15 protein-coding genes, 1 tRNA gene and 1 pseudogene are annotated in these 16,336 nt (G+C 72.6%); 8 read left to right on the forward strand and 9 right to left on the reverse strand.

The window, feature by feature from the left end; all coding sequences use genetic code 11:
* The first annotated feature begins 342 nt into the window (after positions 1 to 342).
* The 6 genes from tmk to ACN27F_RS20795 all read left to right on the forward strand — a co-directional run bounded on the left by tmk (position 343) and on the right by ACN27F_RS20795 (position 6,261).
* Positions 343 to 2,400, forward strand: coding sequence for a dTMP kinase (gene tmk, locus ACN27F_RS20770; RefSeq protein ID WP_421440358.1), 2,058 nt, complete (start codon positions 343 to 345; stop codon positions 2,398 to 2,400).
* Positions 2,397 to 3,611 carry a DNA polymerase III subunit delta' gene (locus tag ACN27F_RS20775; RefSeq protein WP_421435891.1) on the forward strand — a complete coding sequence of 405 codons (1,215 nt, stop codon included), beginning with the start codon at positions 2,397 to 2,399 and terminating at the stop codon, positions 3,609 to 3,611. The genes tmk and ACN27F_RS20775 overlap by 4 nt, the downstream gene beginning before the upstream one ends.
* 82 nt (positions 3,612 to 3,693) lie before the next feature.
* The gene (locus ACN27F_RS20780; RefSeq protein ID WP_421435892.1) at positions 3,694 to 4,035 is read left to right on the forward strand and encodes a YbaB/EbfC family nucleoid-associated protein; all 342 of its coding nucleotides are present in this window, start codon (positions 3,694 to 3,696) and stop codon (positions 4,033 to 4,035) included.
* The gene (locus ACN27F_RS20785) at positions 4,036 to 4,395 is read left to right on the forward strand and encodes a type VII secretion target (protein WP_421435894.1); all 360 of its coding nucleotides are present in this window, start codon (positions 4,036 to 4,038) and stop codon (positions 4,393 to 4,395) included. It abuts the gene before it with no gap.
* Positions 4,395 to 5,099 carry a hypothetical protein gene (locus tag ACN27F_RS20790; protein ID WP_421435895.1) on the forward strand — a complete coding sequence of 235 codons (705 nt, stop codon included), beginning with the start codon at positions 4,395 to 4,397 and terminating at the stop codon, positions 5,097 to 5,099. The genes ACN27F_RS20785 and ACN27F_RS20790 overlap by 1 nt, the downstream gene beginning before the upstream one ends.
* Positions 5,100 to 5,424: 325 nt before the next feature.
* Positions 5,425 to 6,261 carry a PSP1 domain-containing protein gene (locus ACN27F_RS20795; RefSeq protein ID WP_421435897.1) on the forward strand — a complete coding sequence of 279 codons (837 nt, stop codon included), beginning with the start codon at positions 5,425 to 5,427 and terminating at the stop codon, positions 6,259 to 6,261.
* A 22-nt stretch (positions 6,262 to 6,283) separates the two neighbouring features.
* On the opposite strand, the gene ACN27F_RS20800 is transcribed toward ACN27F_RS20795, so the two are convergent.
* Entirely contained in the window at positions 6,284 to 8,020 is a 1,737-nt protein-coding gene (locus ACN27F_RS20800; protein WP_421435898.1) for a metallophosphoesterase, read from the reverse strand.
* A 124-nt stretch (positions 8,021 to 8,144) separates the two neighbouring features.
* On the opposite strand from ACN27F_RS20800, the gene ACN27F_RS20805 reads away from it, so the two are divergent.
* Positions 8,145 to 8,217: transfer RNA gene (locus tag ACN27F_RS20805), tRNA-Thr, on the forward strand.
* Between the two features lie 106 nt (positions 8,218 to 8,323).
* On the opposite strand, the pseudogene ACN27F_RS20810 reads toward ACN27F_RS20805, so the two are convergent.
* The 3 genes and pseudogenes from ACN27F_RS20810 to ACN27F_RS20820 form a co-directional block, all read right to left on the reverse strand.
* Positions 8,324 to 8,422, reverse strand: a pseudogene (locus ACN27F_RS20810) (site-specific integrase); the annotation flags it as partial.
* 19 nt (positions 8,423 to 8,441) lie between these two features.
* Positions 8,442 to 9,491: a LacI family DNA-binding transcriptional regulator gene (locus ACN27F_RS20815; RefSeq protein ID WP_421435901.1), complete on the reverse strand. Its 1,050-nt coding sequence runs from the start codon at positions 9,489 to 9,491 to the stop codon at positions 8,442 to 8,444.
* Entirely contained in the window at positions 9,488 to 10,951 is a 1,464-nt protein-coding gene (locus tag ACN27F_RS20820) for a dihydroorotase (protein ID WP_421435904.1), read from the reverse strand. Before ACN27F_RS20820 ends, ACN27F_RS20815 begins: the two co-directional genes overlap by 4 nt.
* Between ACN27F_RS20820 and ACN27F_RS20825 the strand changes: the two genes are divergently transcribed.
* A complete protein-coding gene (locus ACN27F_RS20825) occupies positions 10,942 to 11,706 on the forward strand; it encodes an SDR family NAD(P)-dependent oxidoreductase (RefSeq protein ID WP_421435906.1) in 765 nt (254 codons plus the stop codon). The two genes, ACN27F_RS20820 and ACN27F_RS20825, sit on opposite strands and share 10 nt — an antisense overlap.
* A 23-nt stretch (positions 11,707 to 11,729) precedes the next feature.
* On the opposite strand, the gene ACN27F_RS20830 is transcribed toward ACN27F_RS20825, so the two are convergent.
* The 5 genes from ACN27F_RS20830 to ACN27F_RS20850 are packed head-to-tail and all read right to left on the reverse strand — an operon-like array spanning position 11,730 to position 16,333.
* Positions 11,730 to 12,770, reverse strand: a complete 1,041-nt coding sequence (locus ACN27F_RS20830) for a hypothetical protein (RefSeq protein WP_421435908.1) — start codon at positions 12,768 to 12,770, stop codon at positions 11,730 to 11,732.
* A complete protein-coding gene (locus ACN27F_RS20835) occupies positions 12,767 to 13,843 on the reverse strand; it encodes a M24 family metallopeptidase (protein ID WP_421435910.1) in 1,077 nt (358 codons plus the stop codon). Before ACN27F_RS20835 ends, ACN27F_RS20830 begins: the two co-directional genes overlap by 4 nt.
* A complete protein-coding gene (locus tag ACN27F_RS20840) occupies positions 13,831 to 14,634 on the reverse strand; it encodes an SDR family NAD(P)-dependent oxidoreductase (RefSeq protein WP_421435912.1) in 804 nt (267 codons plus the stop codon). The genes ACN27F_RS20835 and ACN27F_RS20840 overlap by 13 nt, the downstream gene beginning before the upstream one ends.
* A complete protein-coding gene (locus ACN27F_RS20845; protein WP_421435913.1) occupies positions 14,631 to 15,467 on the reverse strand; it encodes an ABC transporter permease in 837 nt (278 codons plus the stop codon). The genes ACN27F_RS20840 and ACN27F_RS20845 overlap by 4 nt, the downstream gene beginning before the upstream one ends.
* The gene (locus ACN27F_RS20850) at positions 15,464 to 16,333 is read right to left on the reverse strand and encodes an ABC transporter permease (protein ID WP_421435915.1); all 870 of its coding nucleotides are present in this window, start codon (positions 16,331 to 16,333) and stop codon (positions 15,464 to 15,466) included. Before ACN27F_RS20850 ends, ACN27F_RS20845 begins: the two co-directional genes overlap by 4 nt.
* Positions 16,334 to 16,336: the final 3 nt, after the last annotated feature.

The following is a 16,336-nucleotide window of genomic DNA, read 5'->3' on the forward strand; positions in this document are numbered from 1 at the left end:
GGCAAGATGCGAAATCCATTCACCTACGGTCCGGTGCGGTCCGCCGCGCCACGGTGTAGCGCCGCCGGCACCGCCCGACCGCCGGCACCCCGTGCGCCCTCCCGGGCAGGATCAGGGCAATGTCGGGGTAGGGCAGCCGCAGGCCGCGATTAGAGTGTGATCCTGAGCCCGCCGCCGGGCTGACGGGGAGGGACAGTCATCGACATCAACGCCAGCGGTTCGCAGCGCGATGACCGATCGGATGCGCCGCCAGGAGACCAGGCCGCCGCCCCGGTCGACCTCTCCGGCCTGCCGGCGCTACGTTCGGTGCTGCGGATCCGGCCGTTCCGCCGGCTGTGGATCGTGCTTGGTGTCGCCTCGTTCAGCGACTGGCTCGGCCTGCTGGCCACCTCGATCTTCGCCGCCGGGCAGGTGTCCGGCAGCGCTGCCCAGGGGGCGGCGTTCGGCGGTGTCATCGCCGTACGGCTGCTGCCGGCGCTGGTCCTCGGACCGATCGCCGGAGTGCTCGCCGACCGGTTCGACCGGCGCTACACGATGGTCATCTGCGACCTGCTCCGGTTCGTCCTGTTCGCCTCGATCCCGCTGCTGCCGATGTTCGGCGCGAGCGGAGCGATGACCGTCGCCTGGGCGGCGATCGCCATCTTCCTGATCGAGACGATCACCCTGATCTGGATTCCGGCCAAGGAAGCTGCCGTCCCCAACCTGATACCCAAGGCCCGGTTGGAGATCGCCAACCAGCTCACGCTCATCGCGACGTACGGGATCACCCCGGTGCTCGCCGCGATCAGCCTCGCCGTGCTCGACGGCGCGGTCCGCGCCGCGACCGGCACCGACCTGCCCTCCTGGGCCGAGCCGGCGCAACTGGCCCTGTTCTTCAACGCCGCCTCCCGACTGGCCACCGCGATCGTCGTCTTCTACGGCATCAAGGAGATCAGCGGCCGGGACGGCGCCGCCGGGCACGCCGAGCAGAGCCTGGTCAGACAGTTCATCGACGGGTGGCGGTTCATCGGCCAGACACCGTTGGTCCGCGGCCTGGTGCTGGGCATCTTCGGGGCATTCGCCGGTGGTGGGATCGTGATCGGCACGGCCCGGTTCTTCACCGCGTCGCTCAGCGCCGGTGACGCCGCCTTCTACCTGCTGTTCGCCGCGTTGTTCGTCGGTCTGGGCGCCGGCATCGGGCTCGGTCCGGCGGCGGTGCGCGACCTGTCGCGGCGGCGCTGGTTCGGGCTGAGCATCGTGTTGGCCAGCGGATCTGTGCTGATTCTCGCGTTGTCGCTGCACCTGTCCATGGCGATCTTCGGAGCGGTGCTGGTCGGGGCGGCGGCCGGGATGGCGTTCCTGGCCGGCATCACCCTGCTCGGCGGGGAGATCGCCGACGACGTCCGAGGTCGGGTCTTCGCCGTGGTGCAGACCGGCACCCGGGTGGTGCTGATGCTGGCCATCGCGTTGAGCAGTGTGCTCGTCGGGGTCGGTGGCTCGCGGCAGGTCCAGATCGCCGACCTCGGAATCTCGTTCTCCTCGACCCGGCTGCTGTTGCTGCTCGCCGGCCTGTTCGGCATCTTCGCCGGGCTCAGTGCGTTGCGGCAGATGGACGACAAGCCCGGTGTGCCGATTCTGGCGGACCTCTGGGGGTCGATCCGAGGGCGGCCCCTCGCCGTGTCCGAGGCGTTCACCGCCAGCGGCGTCTTCGTCGTCTTCGAAGGTGGCGAGGGTGCCGGCAAATCGACCCAGGTGGCGGCCCTGGCCGAGGTGTTGCACGAGCGCGGCCGGGAGGTGGTGGAGACCCGCGAGCCCGGCGCCACCGGCCTCGGCCAGAAGATCCGGCGGCTGGTGCTGGCCGCCGGCACCGAATCTCCGTCCGCCAGGGCGGAAGCGCTGCTGTACGCGGCCGATCGGGCCCACCACGTGTCGACCGTGGTCCGCCCGGCACTGGCCCGGGGTGCGGTGGTGATCAGCGACCGCTACATCGACTCCTCGCTGGCGTACCAGGGGGTCGGCCGGACCCTGCCGGTCGAGGAGATCTCCTGGCTCTCCTCCTGGGCCACCGGCGGGCTCAAGCCTGATCTGGTGGTGCTGCTGGACGTCGAACCGCAGGTGGGACTGCGGCGGGCGCAGGGGCGGGGAGCGGGCGCGGACCGGTTGGAGAGCGAGTCGCTTGCCTTCCACGAGCGGGTCCGGTACGCGTTCCTGGACCTGGCCGCCGCCGATCCCCGTCGTTACCTGGTGCTCGACGCGACCCGACCGGTCGACGAGTTGCGGGCGGCCGTGTCCGCCCGTGTCGATGTGCTGATCAGCCGGCACGGGGACGCCCCGGCCAAGCCGGCCGAGCAGCCGGCCGAGCAGCCTACCGAGCAGCCGGCCGGACAGTCTGCCGAGGCCGAAGTCGGGCGGCAGCCGTGAGTACCGCGCTCGGGGCCGACGTCTTCGCCGAACTTGTCGGCCAGGACGAGGCGGTGCAGACCCTGCGCCGGGCGTCTGCGGCGGCGACTGCCCTGATCACGGCCGGTTCCGGCGACGCACCGGCTGCCGGTGCGATGACCCATGCCTGGATCTTCACCGGTCCGCCGGGATCGGGCCGGTCGGTGGCGGCCCGCGCCTTCGCCGCCGCCCTGCAGTGTGTCCACGGAGTCGGCTGTGGTGAATGCCCTGGCTGCCACACCACCCGGGCCGGCACCCACTCCGACGTCCGCTTCGTCGTCCCCGACGGGCTCTCCATCGGGGTCGGCGAGATGCGTGCCCTGGTGCTGCGGGCGGCGAGCACACCGTCGGCCGGGCGCTGGCAGGTGCTGGTCATCGAGGACGCCGACCGGCTCACCGAGGCAGCCGGGAACGCGTTGCTCAAGGCGATCGAGGAGCCACCGCCCCGGACGGTGTTCCTGCTCTGTACGCCGTCCACCCACCCCGACGACATCTCGGTCACCATCCGTTCCCGGTGCCGCGTGGTGGCGCTGCGGCAGCCGCCCGCCGAGGCCGTCGCCCAGGTGCTGACCGCGCGTGACGGCGTACCGGCGGAGACCGCCTCCTGGGCGGCGGCGGCAGCCCAGGGCCACGTCGGTCGAGCCCGGCGGCTCGCCCAGGACCCGCAGGCGCGCGAGCGCCGCGACGCCGTGCTCGCGGTGCCGCGTCGGTTGACCAGCGTCGGTGCCTGCTTCGACGCGGCTTCCGCACTTATCGAGGCGGCCGAGGCGGAGGCTGCGGCGGCGGTGGCGGAGATCGACGCGGCGGAGCGGTCGGCGCTGCAGACCGCGCTCGGCGCGGGTGGCACCGGCCGGGGCGCCGCCAGTGCCGCCCGTGGCTCCGCCGGTCAGCTCAAGGAACTCGAACGGCGGCAGAAGTCCCGGGCGACCCGGGCGCAGCGGGACGCGCTCGACCGGGCCCTGGTCGATCTGGCCGGGTTTTATCGAGATGTCCTGGTGTCGGCGCTCGGCGCGCCGGTGGCGCCGGTGCACACCGACGTGGCTCCGCTGGTCGAGGCGGCTGCCGGAAAGTGGACAGCCGAGGCGACGCTACGCCGGCTGGAAGCCGTACTGACCTGCCGTGACGCGATCGCCACCAACGTCAAGCCGCGAATCGCGGTAGAAGCGATGATGCTCACCCTCTGGCGCGGCTAGACCGCTGGCGGTACGGTTCGGTGCCGTAGCGCAGCCCTGTCCGTACAGCGGGTGCAGATTTCGGGTCGCTGGCGGGCGGACGATGGTGAGGAGCCCGGTGGTACGGGAGATCGACGAGACGTGGATCGAGGAGGCGGTCGCGCGCTACCGCCAGATCGAGGCACGGCAGGTCGAGTTCGACAAGACGGTACACACCGTCGAGGTGACCGTCCGCTCGCCGGACGGCACGGTCGAAATCGTGGTGAACGCCGCCGGGGCGGTCACCGACGTACGGATCCTCGGTGCCCTGCACACCCGCAGCAACACCGACCTCGCCGCCTCGGTGCGGTCGGCGGTCACCGCCGCGGCCGACGCCGCCCGCTGGGCCCGGGAGAAACTGTGGGCCGAGACGTTCGGTGCCGAAGCGCCGGCGCGAGGATTCTAGGTGGACGGTACGCGTGCCCAGGCGGCCTGGTTGGACCGCTGCGCGGAGCAGCTCGCTGACACCGCCCGGCAGCTGGCCCGGCTGACCGGCCCCGACCGGCGGCCGGGGCCGGACCCGTCCGGGCGGCTCGGCCTGCTGACCGACGCGTTGCACCGGCAGTGGCAGCAGGCGCTGGTTGATCGGGCCGCCGAAGCCGATGCCGCCGGCCAGCGGCTGACCGAGCTCGCCACCGGCCTGCGGGCCGCCGCCGACGGTTACCGGGACACCGACACCGCCGTCGGTCAGCAGGACGGCGTCGGCCAGCAAGAGATTGCCCACCGGCAAGAGGTCGCCGGCCAGGACTACCCGGACGGTGCCTGATGGACGCGCTGGATCTGGTCGCCGGCCCGGCCATCGACCTGCTCGCCCGGGTCGACGAGCGACTCACCCGGTGTGGGGCACCGGCAGAACATCCGGTCTGGCCGCTGTTGCGTCAGGTCCGGGCACTGCCCGGGGACGCGGTCGGCGCCTTCCTCTCGGTGCGTCCGGCGCCGTGGACCGACGCCGACATCGCGATCCGGCCACATCTCGACGGGTACGCGCAGGCAGCGGACGCCTTGGTCGGCCCGCTCGACTGGACCGGGGCGGCGGCACAGGCGTACGACGCGACCCGCTCGGCGCTCGCGGCACAACTCGCCGGCAGACCCGACGCCGCGCCCGGCGCGGATCCGGACAGCCACGCCGGCCGGCTGGCGGCCACCGCCGGCTTCGCCGAGGCGCTGGCCCGCTGGGCGCAGCTGAGCCGAGCCGCGTTGGCCGGCGTGCTGGCCGGCGCTCTCAGCTCGGCCGACGCGATCACGGTGGTGGCCGCCGTCGGCCCTGCCGTCGGCGCCGGGGAGGCCGCTGCGGCGCGGGCGGCGGCAGCCGTGGCCGTGCCGGTGCTGCGGATACTGGCCGAGATCGGCGAGGACGGTGAGAATCTGCTGGCGCGCTGGCAGTCACGGGTCGCTCCGGCCGGTCCGGGCGGCGCGCCGGCGCAGGATCTGGCGCTGCGACCCGACGCAGTGCTGCGGCTGCGCTACTGAGCGGCAGGCAGCCACGGAAGCGGCGGCGGCTGTTGAGTCACGACGACCGCTGAGCCACCCTGTCCGGACATGCCAACGGCGCCGCACTCGCGGAGCGAGGCTTCTTTGCCCGGTTGCTCCGGCTGCGACGCCGTGGCCTTTCCTGCACCCCCCGCAGGCTCTGGTTACCGATGACAACTGCGCCTTTTCCGTCCCGTTGCGGCCCGGCAGGCACTTTCATCCGTTCGGCCGACCGCGCCGGGTGTATCGGCTGACCGCGCCGGGTGTATCGGCCATCCGCTCGGGTGCCTTCTCGATGCGCGGATGCCGACGTAGGGTAGGGCCCATGGGGATGCTCTGCGCGGTCAGTTTCAACCGGTACGGGCGCCTCTACTACCTCGATCCTGCGGATCTGCGCCCAGCGGTCGGTGACAAGGTGCTGGTGCCGACCGACGACGGCACCGAGGTCGCCGAGTGCGTCTGGGCGCCGCAGTGGGTCAGCGACGACACCGACGGCTTCCCTCGGCTCGCCGGCCTCGCCACAGACGCGGACCTGCACCGTGACGAGGTGCAACGCAAGCGCAAGGCGGAAGCGAAGGTGGCGGCCAAGCGGTTGATCCGCGAGCACGAACTGCCGATGAAAGTGGTCGCGGTGGACCACGTGCTGGAGCCCGGCACGCTGAACAATGCCCGCGCCACCATCTACTTCACCGCACCGCACCGGGTGGACTTCCGGTCGCTGGTGCGTGACCTCGGGGCCACCCTGCACTGCCGGGTCGAGTTGCGGCAGCTCTCCGCCCGGGACTCGGCGCGGGTGCAGGGCGGCATCGGCTCCTGCGGCCGTGACCTGTGCTGCGCCACCTTCCTCACCGACTTCGAGCCGGTCACCATCCGGATGGCCAAGGACCAGGACCTGCCGCTGAACCCGCTGCGGATCTCCGGGGCGTGCGGTCGGCTGATGTGCTGCCTGAAGTACGAGCACCCCTTGTACTCCAAGTTCCAGGAGTCCGCGCCGCCGGTCGGCAGCCGGGTTTCCACGCCGGAAGGCGACGGCCGGGTGGTCGGCCACAGCGTCCCGCGGGATTCGGTGGTGGTCCGCCTCGACGCGGACGGCACCCGGTGCAGTTGTAGCCGGGCGTCGGTCTGCGGTCCCCGCAAGGCCCACGACGAGGCGTACGGCTGAACCGGTGCCGTCCGGTGCGCTTCTAACGCAGCGTGATCGGCTCCTCGGCCAGCCGGGCGGGCAGCGGCTCACCAGGCACGATCCACGAGCCGTGCGGTGCGGCGTCCGGCTCCGTACGCCAGCGTCGGCAGATCCGGTCGACCGCGACGGGATAGATCGTCAGCGACCCGTCGGCGGCGATGCGCATCCGGAGGAAGCTTTTCGAATCCTCGATCCCCTGGCCGGCGAACAGCTCGTTGAGGTTGACATCGAATCCGCCGGCCAGCACCAGGTAGCCGGCGGTCAGTTGACTGGTCACCAGCCCGGCGACCGGGCCGTACACCACGGCGGCGGCGACCACCGGCAGCGGCCACGGCCAGTCCACGAACGGCAACTGCAACCAGATCAGCGCACCCACCCAGGCCAGCACGATCTGCCCGACACCGTGCCCGAGGCCCAGTAACCAGTGCCGGGAGTGGCGTGCGCCGCTGGCGCTCGGCGGCTTGGCGAACATCACCGAGGCGGCCAGGGTGAGCAGCACCATGGCGACCAGCGGGATGCTGAACAACCGCTGCTCGTCAGGGTCCGACCAGGAGACGATCACGCCCGCGATGGCGAGCATGAGCAGGGTCTGCAAGGTGCCGAGCAGGGTGGCGAAGCCGGGATTGCGCCACGGCAGCCGGTGGAAGACGCCCCAGCTGTAGCGGCGGGACCGCTCGGCGCTCGGGTAGCGCCCGCCCAGCGTGTAGTCCTGGTGCGGGCTGGCGTTGCGGGCGATCGTGTCCGCCGGTGGGACGGTGATCCGCTCCGGCAGCTTGTGGGTGGCGGTCAGGTAGGCACCGCCCCCGCCACAGGTGATCAACTGCCGTTCGGCATTGGCGTACCGGGCGTAGTGGTGCATGTCCCCGGAGATCATCACCGGCACCCGGGCACCGGTCGGGTTGATCACCGTACGCACGAAGTAGTCGACGGCGTCGTAGGCCTGCGGGTCGGCCACGGCCTTGACCCAGGTCGGCTCGGGCACCGCGAGGATGACCCGGGCATCGGGCCCGAGCCGCATCGCCGCCTTCTCGAAGTACATCAGTTGCGGGTCGTCGAGGTAGGCCCCGAACTGCTCGTCGATGGCGAACAGCCACCAGTTGGCGGGCAGCTGGGCCGCGAAGTACGACCGCTTCTGCTCGGTACGCCAGCCGCCGATCGACGCGTCGCGGCGGCGGGCGAACAACCGCAGGAACGCGGTCAGCCCGTCGTACCAGTCGTGGTTGCCGGGGATGGCGTACAGGGTGGGCTGTGGCCGGCCGGGTGCCGGCTGTGGCAGGGCCGCCTGGTACGGCCCTTTGCAACGGTCCTCGTACGCCTCGCCGCTGGCCGACGGATAGACCTGGTCGCCGCCCATCACCAGCAGGTCGCCCCGGGGCAGCCGGACACCGTCGGCGACGGCCAGGTCGGGCTGCGCCAGCAGGTACGCCACAGAGTACGTGGACGGGAAGCCGTCACCGAGATCGGCGACGTAGTCGATCCACAGCTCACCGTCGACCGCCTGATGGCTGTGCACGTCGTCGGGCAGCGCGCCCTGCAACTCCCGTTTGTCCAGGTACGCGCCGAACAGCTTGGCCATGAGGGTACGCAGCCCGGTGCTGAGCAGCAGCATCGGCGCCAGCCAGGGCACCGGCGGCCGGGGAGTGAAGCCGAGTTCCTTGGGGTCGAGCGACCGGGGCCGGGGGCGGCCGTGGCCGGTGCGGTCAGCGGGTGGAGCGGGCGGGGTCACGTCGTCCGTCACACGTCGGGAGCTTACTGTCGGTTATCGACATCTGTCACCTGCCGGTTGCCGGCCCGGCTGCGGCTGGTACACCACCGGGCGGCGGGCGCGGATCCGGCGAGGTGCCGTACACTGGTTGATCGTTGCCGCCTTAGCTCAGTCGGCAGAGCGACGCACTCGTAATGCGTAGGTCGACGGTTCGATTCCGTCAGGCGGCTCAGAGAAAGGCCCTGACCGGCAGGTTCGCTGGCCAGGGCCTTGTTTTGATCGATGTAGTTTTGAATCGCCCCCCGAAAATCCCCACAAACGCCTACCGGCGATCAGGTCGGCGCGGGCCTGCCGCCACTGGCGGCGCACGTTCTGCGATGACAGCCAGGTGCCGCGCCGGGATGCGAAGATCGCGTCGTGGGGGTTGTCGGCGGCTCGCCCGGGCCGCTGCGGCTCAGCTCGCCCGGGCCGCTGCGGTCGAGCCGCGGACCACCAGGCGCGGGGTCAGCCGGACCGACCGGTCGATGTCGTTCGCCTCGGCCAGCTTCTCCACCAGCAACGTCGCCGCCTGGCGGCCCACATCGAAGTACGGCACCCGGACCGTGGTCAGGGGAGGATCCACCCGATCGGTCAGCGGCATGTCGTTGTAGCCGACCACGCTGACGTCCTCCGGGCAACGCAGCCCGGCGGACCGGATGGCGTCGTAGCAGCCGAGCGCCATCATGTCGTTGCCGGTCAGCACGGCGGTCGGCCGATCCGGTCGGTCGAGCAGCCCGGCCAGCGCCGCGGCGCCGTCCTGCTCGCCGTAGCCGGCACACGTCACCACGAACTCCGGCGGCAGGGTCAACCCTCGGCTGGCGATGTTGTCGCGGAACGCGACCAGCCGCTCGTGGCCCGCGGAGGTCCACTGCGGCACCCCGAGGTAGGCGATCCGGCGATGGCCGAGCTCCAGCACATGGCCAAGGGCCTGGGCGATGCCGACCGACTCGTCCACGGTCACTGACGGCACCGGAGTAGCGTCGAGCTTGCGTGACATCAGCACCACGGGGACGCCGGAGTTGACCAGCTCCGCGGCGAGCGGCTGGTCCCGCCGGGCGGTGGCCAGGATGAGCCCGGCCACCCGCCAGGAAAGCAGCATGGTGAGCCGCTTGGTCTCGGCCGCCGGATCGTTGTCGGTGTCGGCGAAAAGAGTCGTGTAGCCGTACTGGGCGAGGCGCTGCTCGGCACCGCGTACCAGCGGCGGCATCACCGGATTGGACATGTCCGGGATCAGCACGCCGATCGCCGGGGTGCGGTGGGTACGCAGGCTGCGGGCGACCTGGTCCGGCACGTACCCCAGCCGCGCGGCGGCCTGCCGCACCAGGGCCACGGTACGCGGGGCGACCGGTCGGCTCGGTGCGTCGCTCAGGGCCCGGGAGGCGGTGGCCAGGTGCACCCCGGCGGCGAGCGCCACGTCGCGCAGCGTCGGCTTCGCCCCGACCGGTTCGGCCGTCTCCCAGGTCATGAACTCCGCCGCTCCGCCGCTCCCGGCACCTTCTCCGTCGATCCGGGACCACCTGCGGCCACTGCCCGACCAGTTGATCGGCGGACGAACTGTCCACCGCCGGGGTACATGATGTCACCGCCCCGCGCGATCGACCGACCGCGCAGGTAGGTGGCGACCAGCCGGCCTCGTAGCTCCCGGCCGTGCAGCGGGCTCCAGCCGACCAGCGAGTGCATCGTCGACTCGTCCACCCGCCAGCTGCCGGCGGGATCGAGCAGCACCAGGTCCGCGTCACAGCCGGGGGCGATCCGCCCCTTCCTGGCCAGGCCGAGAATCCGCGCCGGCGCTCCGGCGAGGGCGTCCACGAACCGGCGCGGGTCGAGCCGGCCGGCCAGCAGCGCGTCGTACGCCAGCGGCAGCGATGTCTCCAGCGCAGGATAGCCCGGCGGCGCAGCCCAGGCGTCGTGCCGGCCGGGGTCCTTCTCGTCCCGGGTGTGCGGGGCGTGATCGGTGGCGATCGCGTCGATGGTGCCGTCGGCGATCGCGTCGACGAAGCGGTCCCGCGCTGCCGCGCTGAACACGGTCGGCAGCGCGTACACCCCGAGACGGGGGAGGTCCTCCTCCTCACTCAACGCCGGAAAGCAGCTCTCGGCGGTCAGCCGGGGAAACTCGGCCCGGGCCCTGACGAACTCGTCGAGCGCCGCGGTGCCGTACGCGCTCAGATGCGCCAGGTGGACGGGCTGGCGCAGATCGGTCGCGGCGGTGAGCACCGAACGCAGGCCGGCCAGGTTGCCCGGCCCTCGGGTCACGGCCAGCACGTCAGCCGGTGTCCTGCGCCCGGCGCGGATGAGCTCCGCCCGGTGCGCGTCGCTGGCAGCCTGGTCGCCGGCGTGCACCGAGACGGCCCAACCGAGTTCGGCGGAGACCCGCAGCACCCGCCGGACGGCGGTGTCGTCGGGGGAGTAGAGCTGGTCGAACCCGGGCGAGGTGGCCATGTAGATCTTGACGCCGACGGCGCCGGCGGCGGCCATCCCACGCAGCTGGTCGGGGTCGGTGCCACCGGCCCAGAGCGCGTAGTCCACCGCGGCCCGCCCGGTCCACGCGTCACGTTTGGCCACGTACCGGTCGACGGTGGTGACCTGGGGCTGGGTGCTCGGCATGTCGCAGACCAGGGTGGTACCGCCGGCCGCCGCTGCGGCGGTGCCGGTCTCCACCGTCTCCTTGTGGGTCTGGCCGGGGTCGCGCAGGTGCACGTGCAGGTCGATCGCGCCGGGGGCGATGTCCAGACCAGCGGCGTCGAAAACCGGACCCGCGTCGGCGGTCCCGGCCGGCTCGACAGCGGCCACCCGTTCACCGTCGATGACCAGGTCCACCACCACCGGTTCGGCGTCGGCGCTCAGCAGCCGGCCGCCCCGGATCACCCATCTGCCGCCGTCGGCACCGGACTGACCTGCGTTGATAGCCTCGTCAAGTGATCTCATCCAGGGTTCCCTCCGGGCCGGTGTCGGTGTTGGTGACCGGGGCGGCGTCCGGCATCGGGTTGGCGTGCGCGCGGCGGCTGCTGACCGCCGGGCACCGGGTTGCGCTGGTGGACCGGGACGCCGACCGGCTGACGGCGGCGCTCGTCGAGCTGGCTGCCGGCGACGCGGCCAGCCGGCACGTCGCCGATCTGACCGATCCGGCCTCGGTGGCGACCACCGTGGCCGACGCTCTCGCCGTACATCCGGGACTTTCCGCAGTGGTGAACGCGGCGGGCGCGATCCGGGCCGGCACCGCTGCCTCGACCAGCGACGCGGACTGGCGGTGGAACCTGGACACCAACGCCTCCAGCGCCTTCTACGTCTGCCGGGCGGTACTGCCGGGTCTGGTCGCGGCCGGTGGTGGGGCGATCGTCAACATCGCCTCGCTGACCGCGCTGCGGCCGATCCCGGACCGGGCCGGCTACGCCGCGGCGAAGGGCGCCGTGATCGCCTTCACCCGCCAGCTCGCCCTGGAGTACGGCCCACATGGCGTCACGGCGAACACGATCTGCCCCGGCGCGATCCGTACCCCGCTGCTCGCCGCCCGGTTCGACCGGGAACCCGAGGTGGAGCGGGACCTGGCCGGCCGGATTCCGCTGCGCCGGACCGGCGAGCCCGACGAACTGGCCGCCCTCGTCGAGCTGCTGGTCGCCGGCGACTGTCGATACCTGACCGGCCAGACGATCAGTGTGGACGGTGGCCTGAGCCTGGTCTGATCCACCGCACGCGTGGGCGGTGTTCACCGGTTCACCCAGGCCCGGTCGAGCAGATCGGTCAGCGTGGTGGCGTCCACCGGCTCCGGTAGCCACGGCATTCCGGAGCTGCGCATCGCCTGCGGCACCACGTCGGCCAGCAGCGCCCGGTCGAAGCCGGCGGCGGTCAGGGTCGCCGGGACGTCGGCCCGGTCACGCAGCTCCCGCAGCCACCGCGCGACCGATCCGGCATCGGCGTGACAGTTGACCGCTGCGGCGACCGGCGTCCAGTCCACCCGGGTGCCCCAGAACTCCGCCACGGCCGGTGCCAGCAGCACGTTCGGCAGATCGTGCCGGCGGCGTGCCAGGGCGCCCAGCGGGGAGGCGAGTGCGTGCGCCAGGCCCAGCCCGGCAGCGGCGAACGCCTCGGTGGCCAGGCCGGCCGCGACCAGGTCGGCGATCGGTTGGTCGTCGGCCAGCGCGGCGAGCGCACCGGCGGCCAGGGCCCGCCCCCACGGACCGGCCCGCCGGCCGGTCAGCACCTCGACCGCGTGTACGGCGGTGTCCGCCCGATGCAGGTGCCGTACCCCGGGCTGGCGGGCGGCCAGCGCGGCGGAGTCCAGCCGGACCTGCTGGCCGGTGAGGTCCTCGTAGCGCCGGGAGACCCGCTGGCCGTCCGGCTCGTACAGGCTGCTGAACGGCGCGAACGCCCGCCACGGCTCGGCACCGGCGGGAACCAGGACCAGCGGTGGCCGCTGCCCGGCGGCCAGCAGGTTCCAGGCGTGTTTGGCCACGTCCAGGGTGCCGCCGTCGCCGACCGCGACCAACCGCTCCGGTCGGTGCCGGCGGACCGCCTCGACGACCGCGTCGGCGTCGGCGGACCGGGGTGGCTGAGCCACCGGTACGACCGCCCGCACCGCCCCCGGATCCGGCGCTCCGGCCGCCCGGCCGGCACCGCCACCCGGGTGAGCGTCGTCGAGGTCAGTGACGTCGAGGTCGGCGACGACGAGGTCGGCCGGGCAGTAGTCGGGCCCGGCCGTCAGTATCTCGCCACGGAACGAGACCCGGTGCGTGCCGACCGCGTTCACAGCTCCCGGATCTCCGGGTCGGAGGTGGTCAGTGGCACGCACCCGTCCTCGGTGACCAGCACCGCGTCCTCGATCCGGGTGCCGCCGACGCCGGGCACGTACACGCCCGGCTCGATCATCACCACCATGCCGGCGGCCAGCACGGTGTCGTCGTACGGCGACAGCAGCGGCGGCTCGTGCTGATCCAACCCGATCCCGTGGCCCAGCGAGTGCTTGAAGTAGCCGTCCAGGTCGTAGCCGGCGAGCACCCGCCGGGCGACCGCGTCCACCTCGCTGGCACGTACCCCGGCCCGGACGGCGGCCATCGACTCGGTGTGCGCGGCGGTCACCGCCCGGTGCAGCCGCCGGTACTGCGGGCCGGCGGTGCCGAGAAAGAAGGTCCTGGTGATGTCGGCGCGGTAGCCGCGTACCACCGGCGACAGGTCCACCAGCACCGGTTCCCCCTGCGCCAGCGGCTTGCCGGAGGCCGCGCCGTGCGGCATGGTCGAGCGCTCCCCGGAGGAGACCAGAATCGGCGCGGCGCTGCGTTCGGCACCGAGGTGCCGCTGCGCGTACTCGATCTCGCCGGCGATCTCGTTTTCCGGTCGCCCGGGACGCAGCCAGCCGGGCAGCCGCCGGACCAGCTCCTCCGCCAGGTCGGCGGCCTCCCGCAGAGCCTGCACCTCGTCGGCGTCCTTGACCGCGCGCAGCCGTTCCACCAGCCCGGCGCAGTCGGTCAGCCGGTCCGGTCCGACGGTGGCGGCGAGAGCCAGGTACTGCTCGGCGGTGAGGTTGCGGGTGTCCACCCCGAGCCGCTGGCCGGGCCGCTGGGATAGTCGGTCGTTCACCGTCGCCCAGAGCCGGGGCGGCGCGCAGTCCCCGTCGACGGGCACCTCGGGCACCTGTTCGCGGGCCTGCGCACCGTACCGGAAGTCGACCACCAGCAGCGGATCCGGCGCGAGCAGCAACACCCCGGCGGTGCCGGTGAACCCGGTCAGGTAGCGGATGTGGGTCAGCTTGGTGACCAGCAGGGTGTCCACGCCCGCCGTGGCGGCCAGCTCCAGGGCTGCCTGCCGGCGCTTCAGGTGTTCCACGAGGGTCCTCCAGCGGTGAATCCGCCGTCGACGATGATCGTCGCGCCGGTGATGGTGCCCGCCCGGGGCGAGCAGACAAAGGCGATGGTCTCGGCGATCTCCTCCGGCTCGGAGAGCCGGCCGATGGGCTGGGCGGCGGCGTGCGCACGCTCGGCGGCCGCCGCGTCGGACGATCGCCGGTAGCCCTGCCGGACCAGCTCGGTGCGGGTGGCGCCGGGGCAGACCGGTACCACCCGGATGCCGTCACGGGCGCACTCGACGGCCAGGGTGCGGGCCAGCCCCAGGACGCCGGCCTTGCTCGCCGCGTACGCGGTGCGGCCGGGCAGGCCGACCAGCGCGGTGGTGGACGAGACCGGCACGATCGTGCCCCCGCCGCGCTCGCGCAGCCGGGGCACCGCCTCCCGGCACCACCAGAAGGTGCCGGTGAGGTTGGTGGCCAGGGTGTCCGCCCAGACGTCGTCGTCGACCGTCTCGATCGGGTCGATCCGGCCGACACCGGCGCAGGTGACCAGCGTGTCGAAGCCTCCGAAGTGGTCGACCACGCGGGCCGCGGCCCGGCCCACGTCGGCCGGGTCGCGGACGTCGGAGGCGATGGCCAGCACGGTATTCCCCGCGCCGGTCAGCTCGGCGGCGAGCGCGTCGAGAGCCGGCCCGGCCCGGTCCACCAGCGCCAGCCGGTGCCCGTCCCCGGCCAGGCGGCGGCAGGTCGCCGCACCGATTCCACCGCCGGCCCCGGTCACCACCGCCACCGGGTCGGATAGCGACTGGCCTGCTCCGGGTCGTCCGGTCACCGGTCCCGCCTCCTCGCGTCGCGTGGCGTCCGACCCCGGCCACCCTGCAGACCCGCCAGCGCCGACGCGCCAGCGGTGGTCATCACGACCGCGACCAGCGCGAAGGTGGCGCCGATCAGGAACGTGGAGAGGGCGGCGAGCGTCGGATCCTGGTATCTCTGCAGGTACTGGTACATCGACACGGGCAGCGTCGTCTGCCCTGGGGCGACCACGAACACCGTCGCGTCCACCTCGTCAAAGCTGATCATGAAGCAGAGCAGGTACGCCGCGACCAGCGAGCGGCGTAGCTGCGGCAGGGTGGCGGCGATGAACGCCCGCACCGGACCGGCACCGAGATCCCGGGCGGCCTGCTCGTAGACGATCGGGATCCGGACCAGCGCCCCACCGAGGATGTTCACCGCGAACGGCAGCAGCAGCACCAGGTGCAGCGCCACCAGCGCACCGTCGTTGCCGTAGAAGCCGGCCTGCAGAAAGAGGATGAACGCGCCGAGACCGACCGCGACCTTCGGCACCACCAGCGGGGCCAGTAACAGCGACTCGACCAGACGCCGACCCGGGTAGCGGAACCGGGTGACGGAGACCGCCGCGGCCATGCCGGCGAGCACCGCGGCGAGCGCGGCGAGCGCGGCCACCACGGTGCTGACCATCGCCGCCTGCAGGAAGCCGTCCTGCTCGGCCAGCCGCCGGTACCAGCGCAGCGACCACCCCGGTGGCGGCCAGCCGCCGTAGCCGGAGTCGTTGAAGGAGTTGACCACCACGATGACCAGCGGAGCCACCAGGTAGGCGAGGCCGAGGCCGAGCAGTACCAGGGTGAGTGGGCGGTTGCGGATCATCTGCGGCTCCGTCCGGTCAGCCGCACGGCGAGGTTGACCGCGCCGACCAGGAGCAGGGTGAGCACCAGCAGGGCGTACGACTGGACGGCCGCCAGCGGCCAGTCGACCGCCCCGACGTTGGTGTAGACCAGCCCGCTGAGCACCTGCACCCGGCCTCCACCGAGCAGCGCAGGGGTGGCGAAGGCGCTGATCGTGAGCGCGAAGCAGAGTTGCAGGGTGAGCAGGACGCCGTGCCGGGTCAGCGGCAGGGTGACCCGCCAGAACACCTGTGTGCGACCGGCACCCAGATCGTGCGCCGCCTCCAGCGCGGCGCGGGGTACCTGTGCCACCACCCCGAGCAGCGGGAAGATCGCGAAGGGCAGCAGCACGTGGACCATGGCGATCACCACCGCCGGGAACTCGTACATGATCCGCAGCGGGGTCTCGATCAGGCCGAGGCCGCGCAGCACCTGGTTGACCACCCCGCCGTCGCCGAGCAGCACGTTCCACCCGTACGCCCGGACCACCACGCTGGTCAGCAACGGCGAGAAGATCAGAAAGAGGGCCAGGCCGCGTAACGCCGGGCTGCGTAGCCGGTGCAGCGCCAGCGCCATCGGGTACGCCAGCACCACCGTCACCACCGCGCAGACCACACCGAGGGTCACCGTGTCCGCGAGAACCCGCCAGGTGTAGCTGTCCACGATGAACCGGCGGACGTTGTCGAGGGTGATCCCGGTGCCGATCCGGCCCTCCTGGTACGGCCGCAGTCCCAGGTCGGCGAGTTGAAGCAGGCTGCCGACGAAGATGACCGTGAGCGGCACCAGGGCGGGCAGGACAAGCAGGTACCGGGGCGTACCGGCCCGCAGTCGCGTGGCGGCGTCGGTCATGTC

The organism is Solwaraspora sp. WMMB335 (genome assembly GCF_049179075.1).
Taxonomy (GTDB): domain Bacteria; phylum Actinomycetota; class Actinomycetes; order Mycobacteriales; family Micromonosporaceae; genus Micromonospora_E.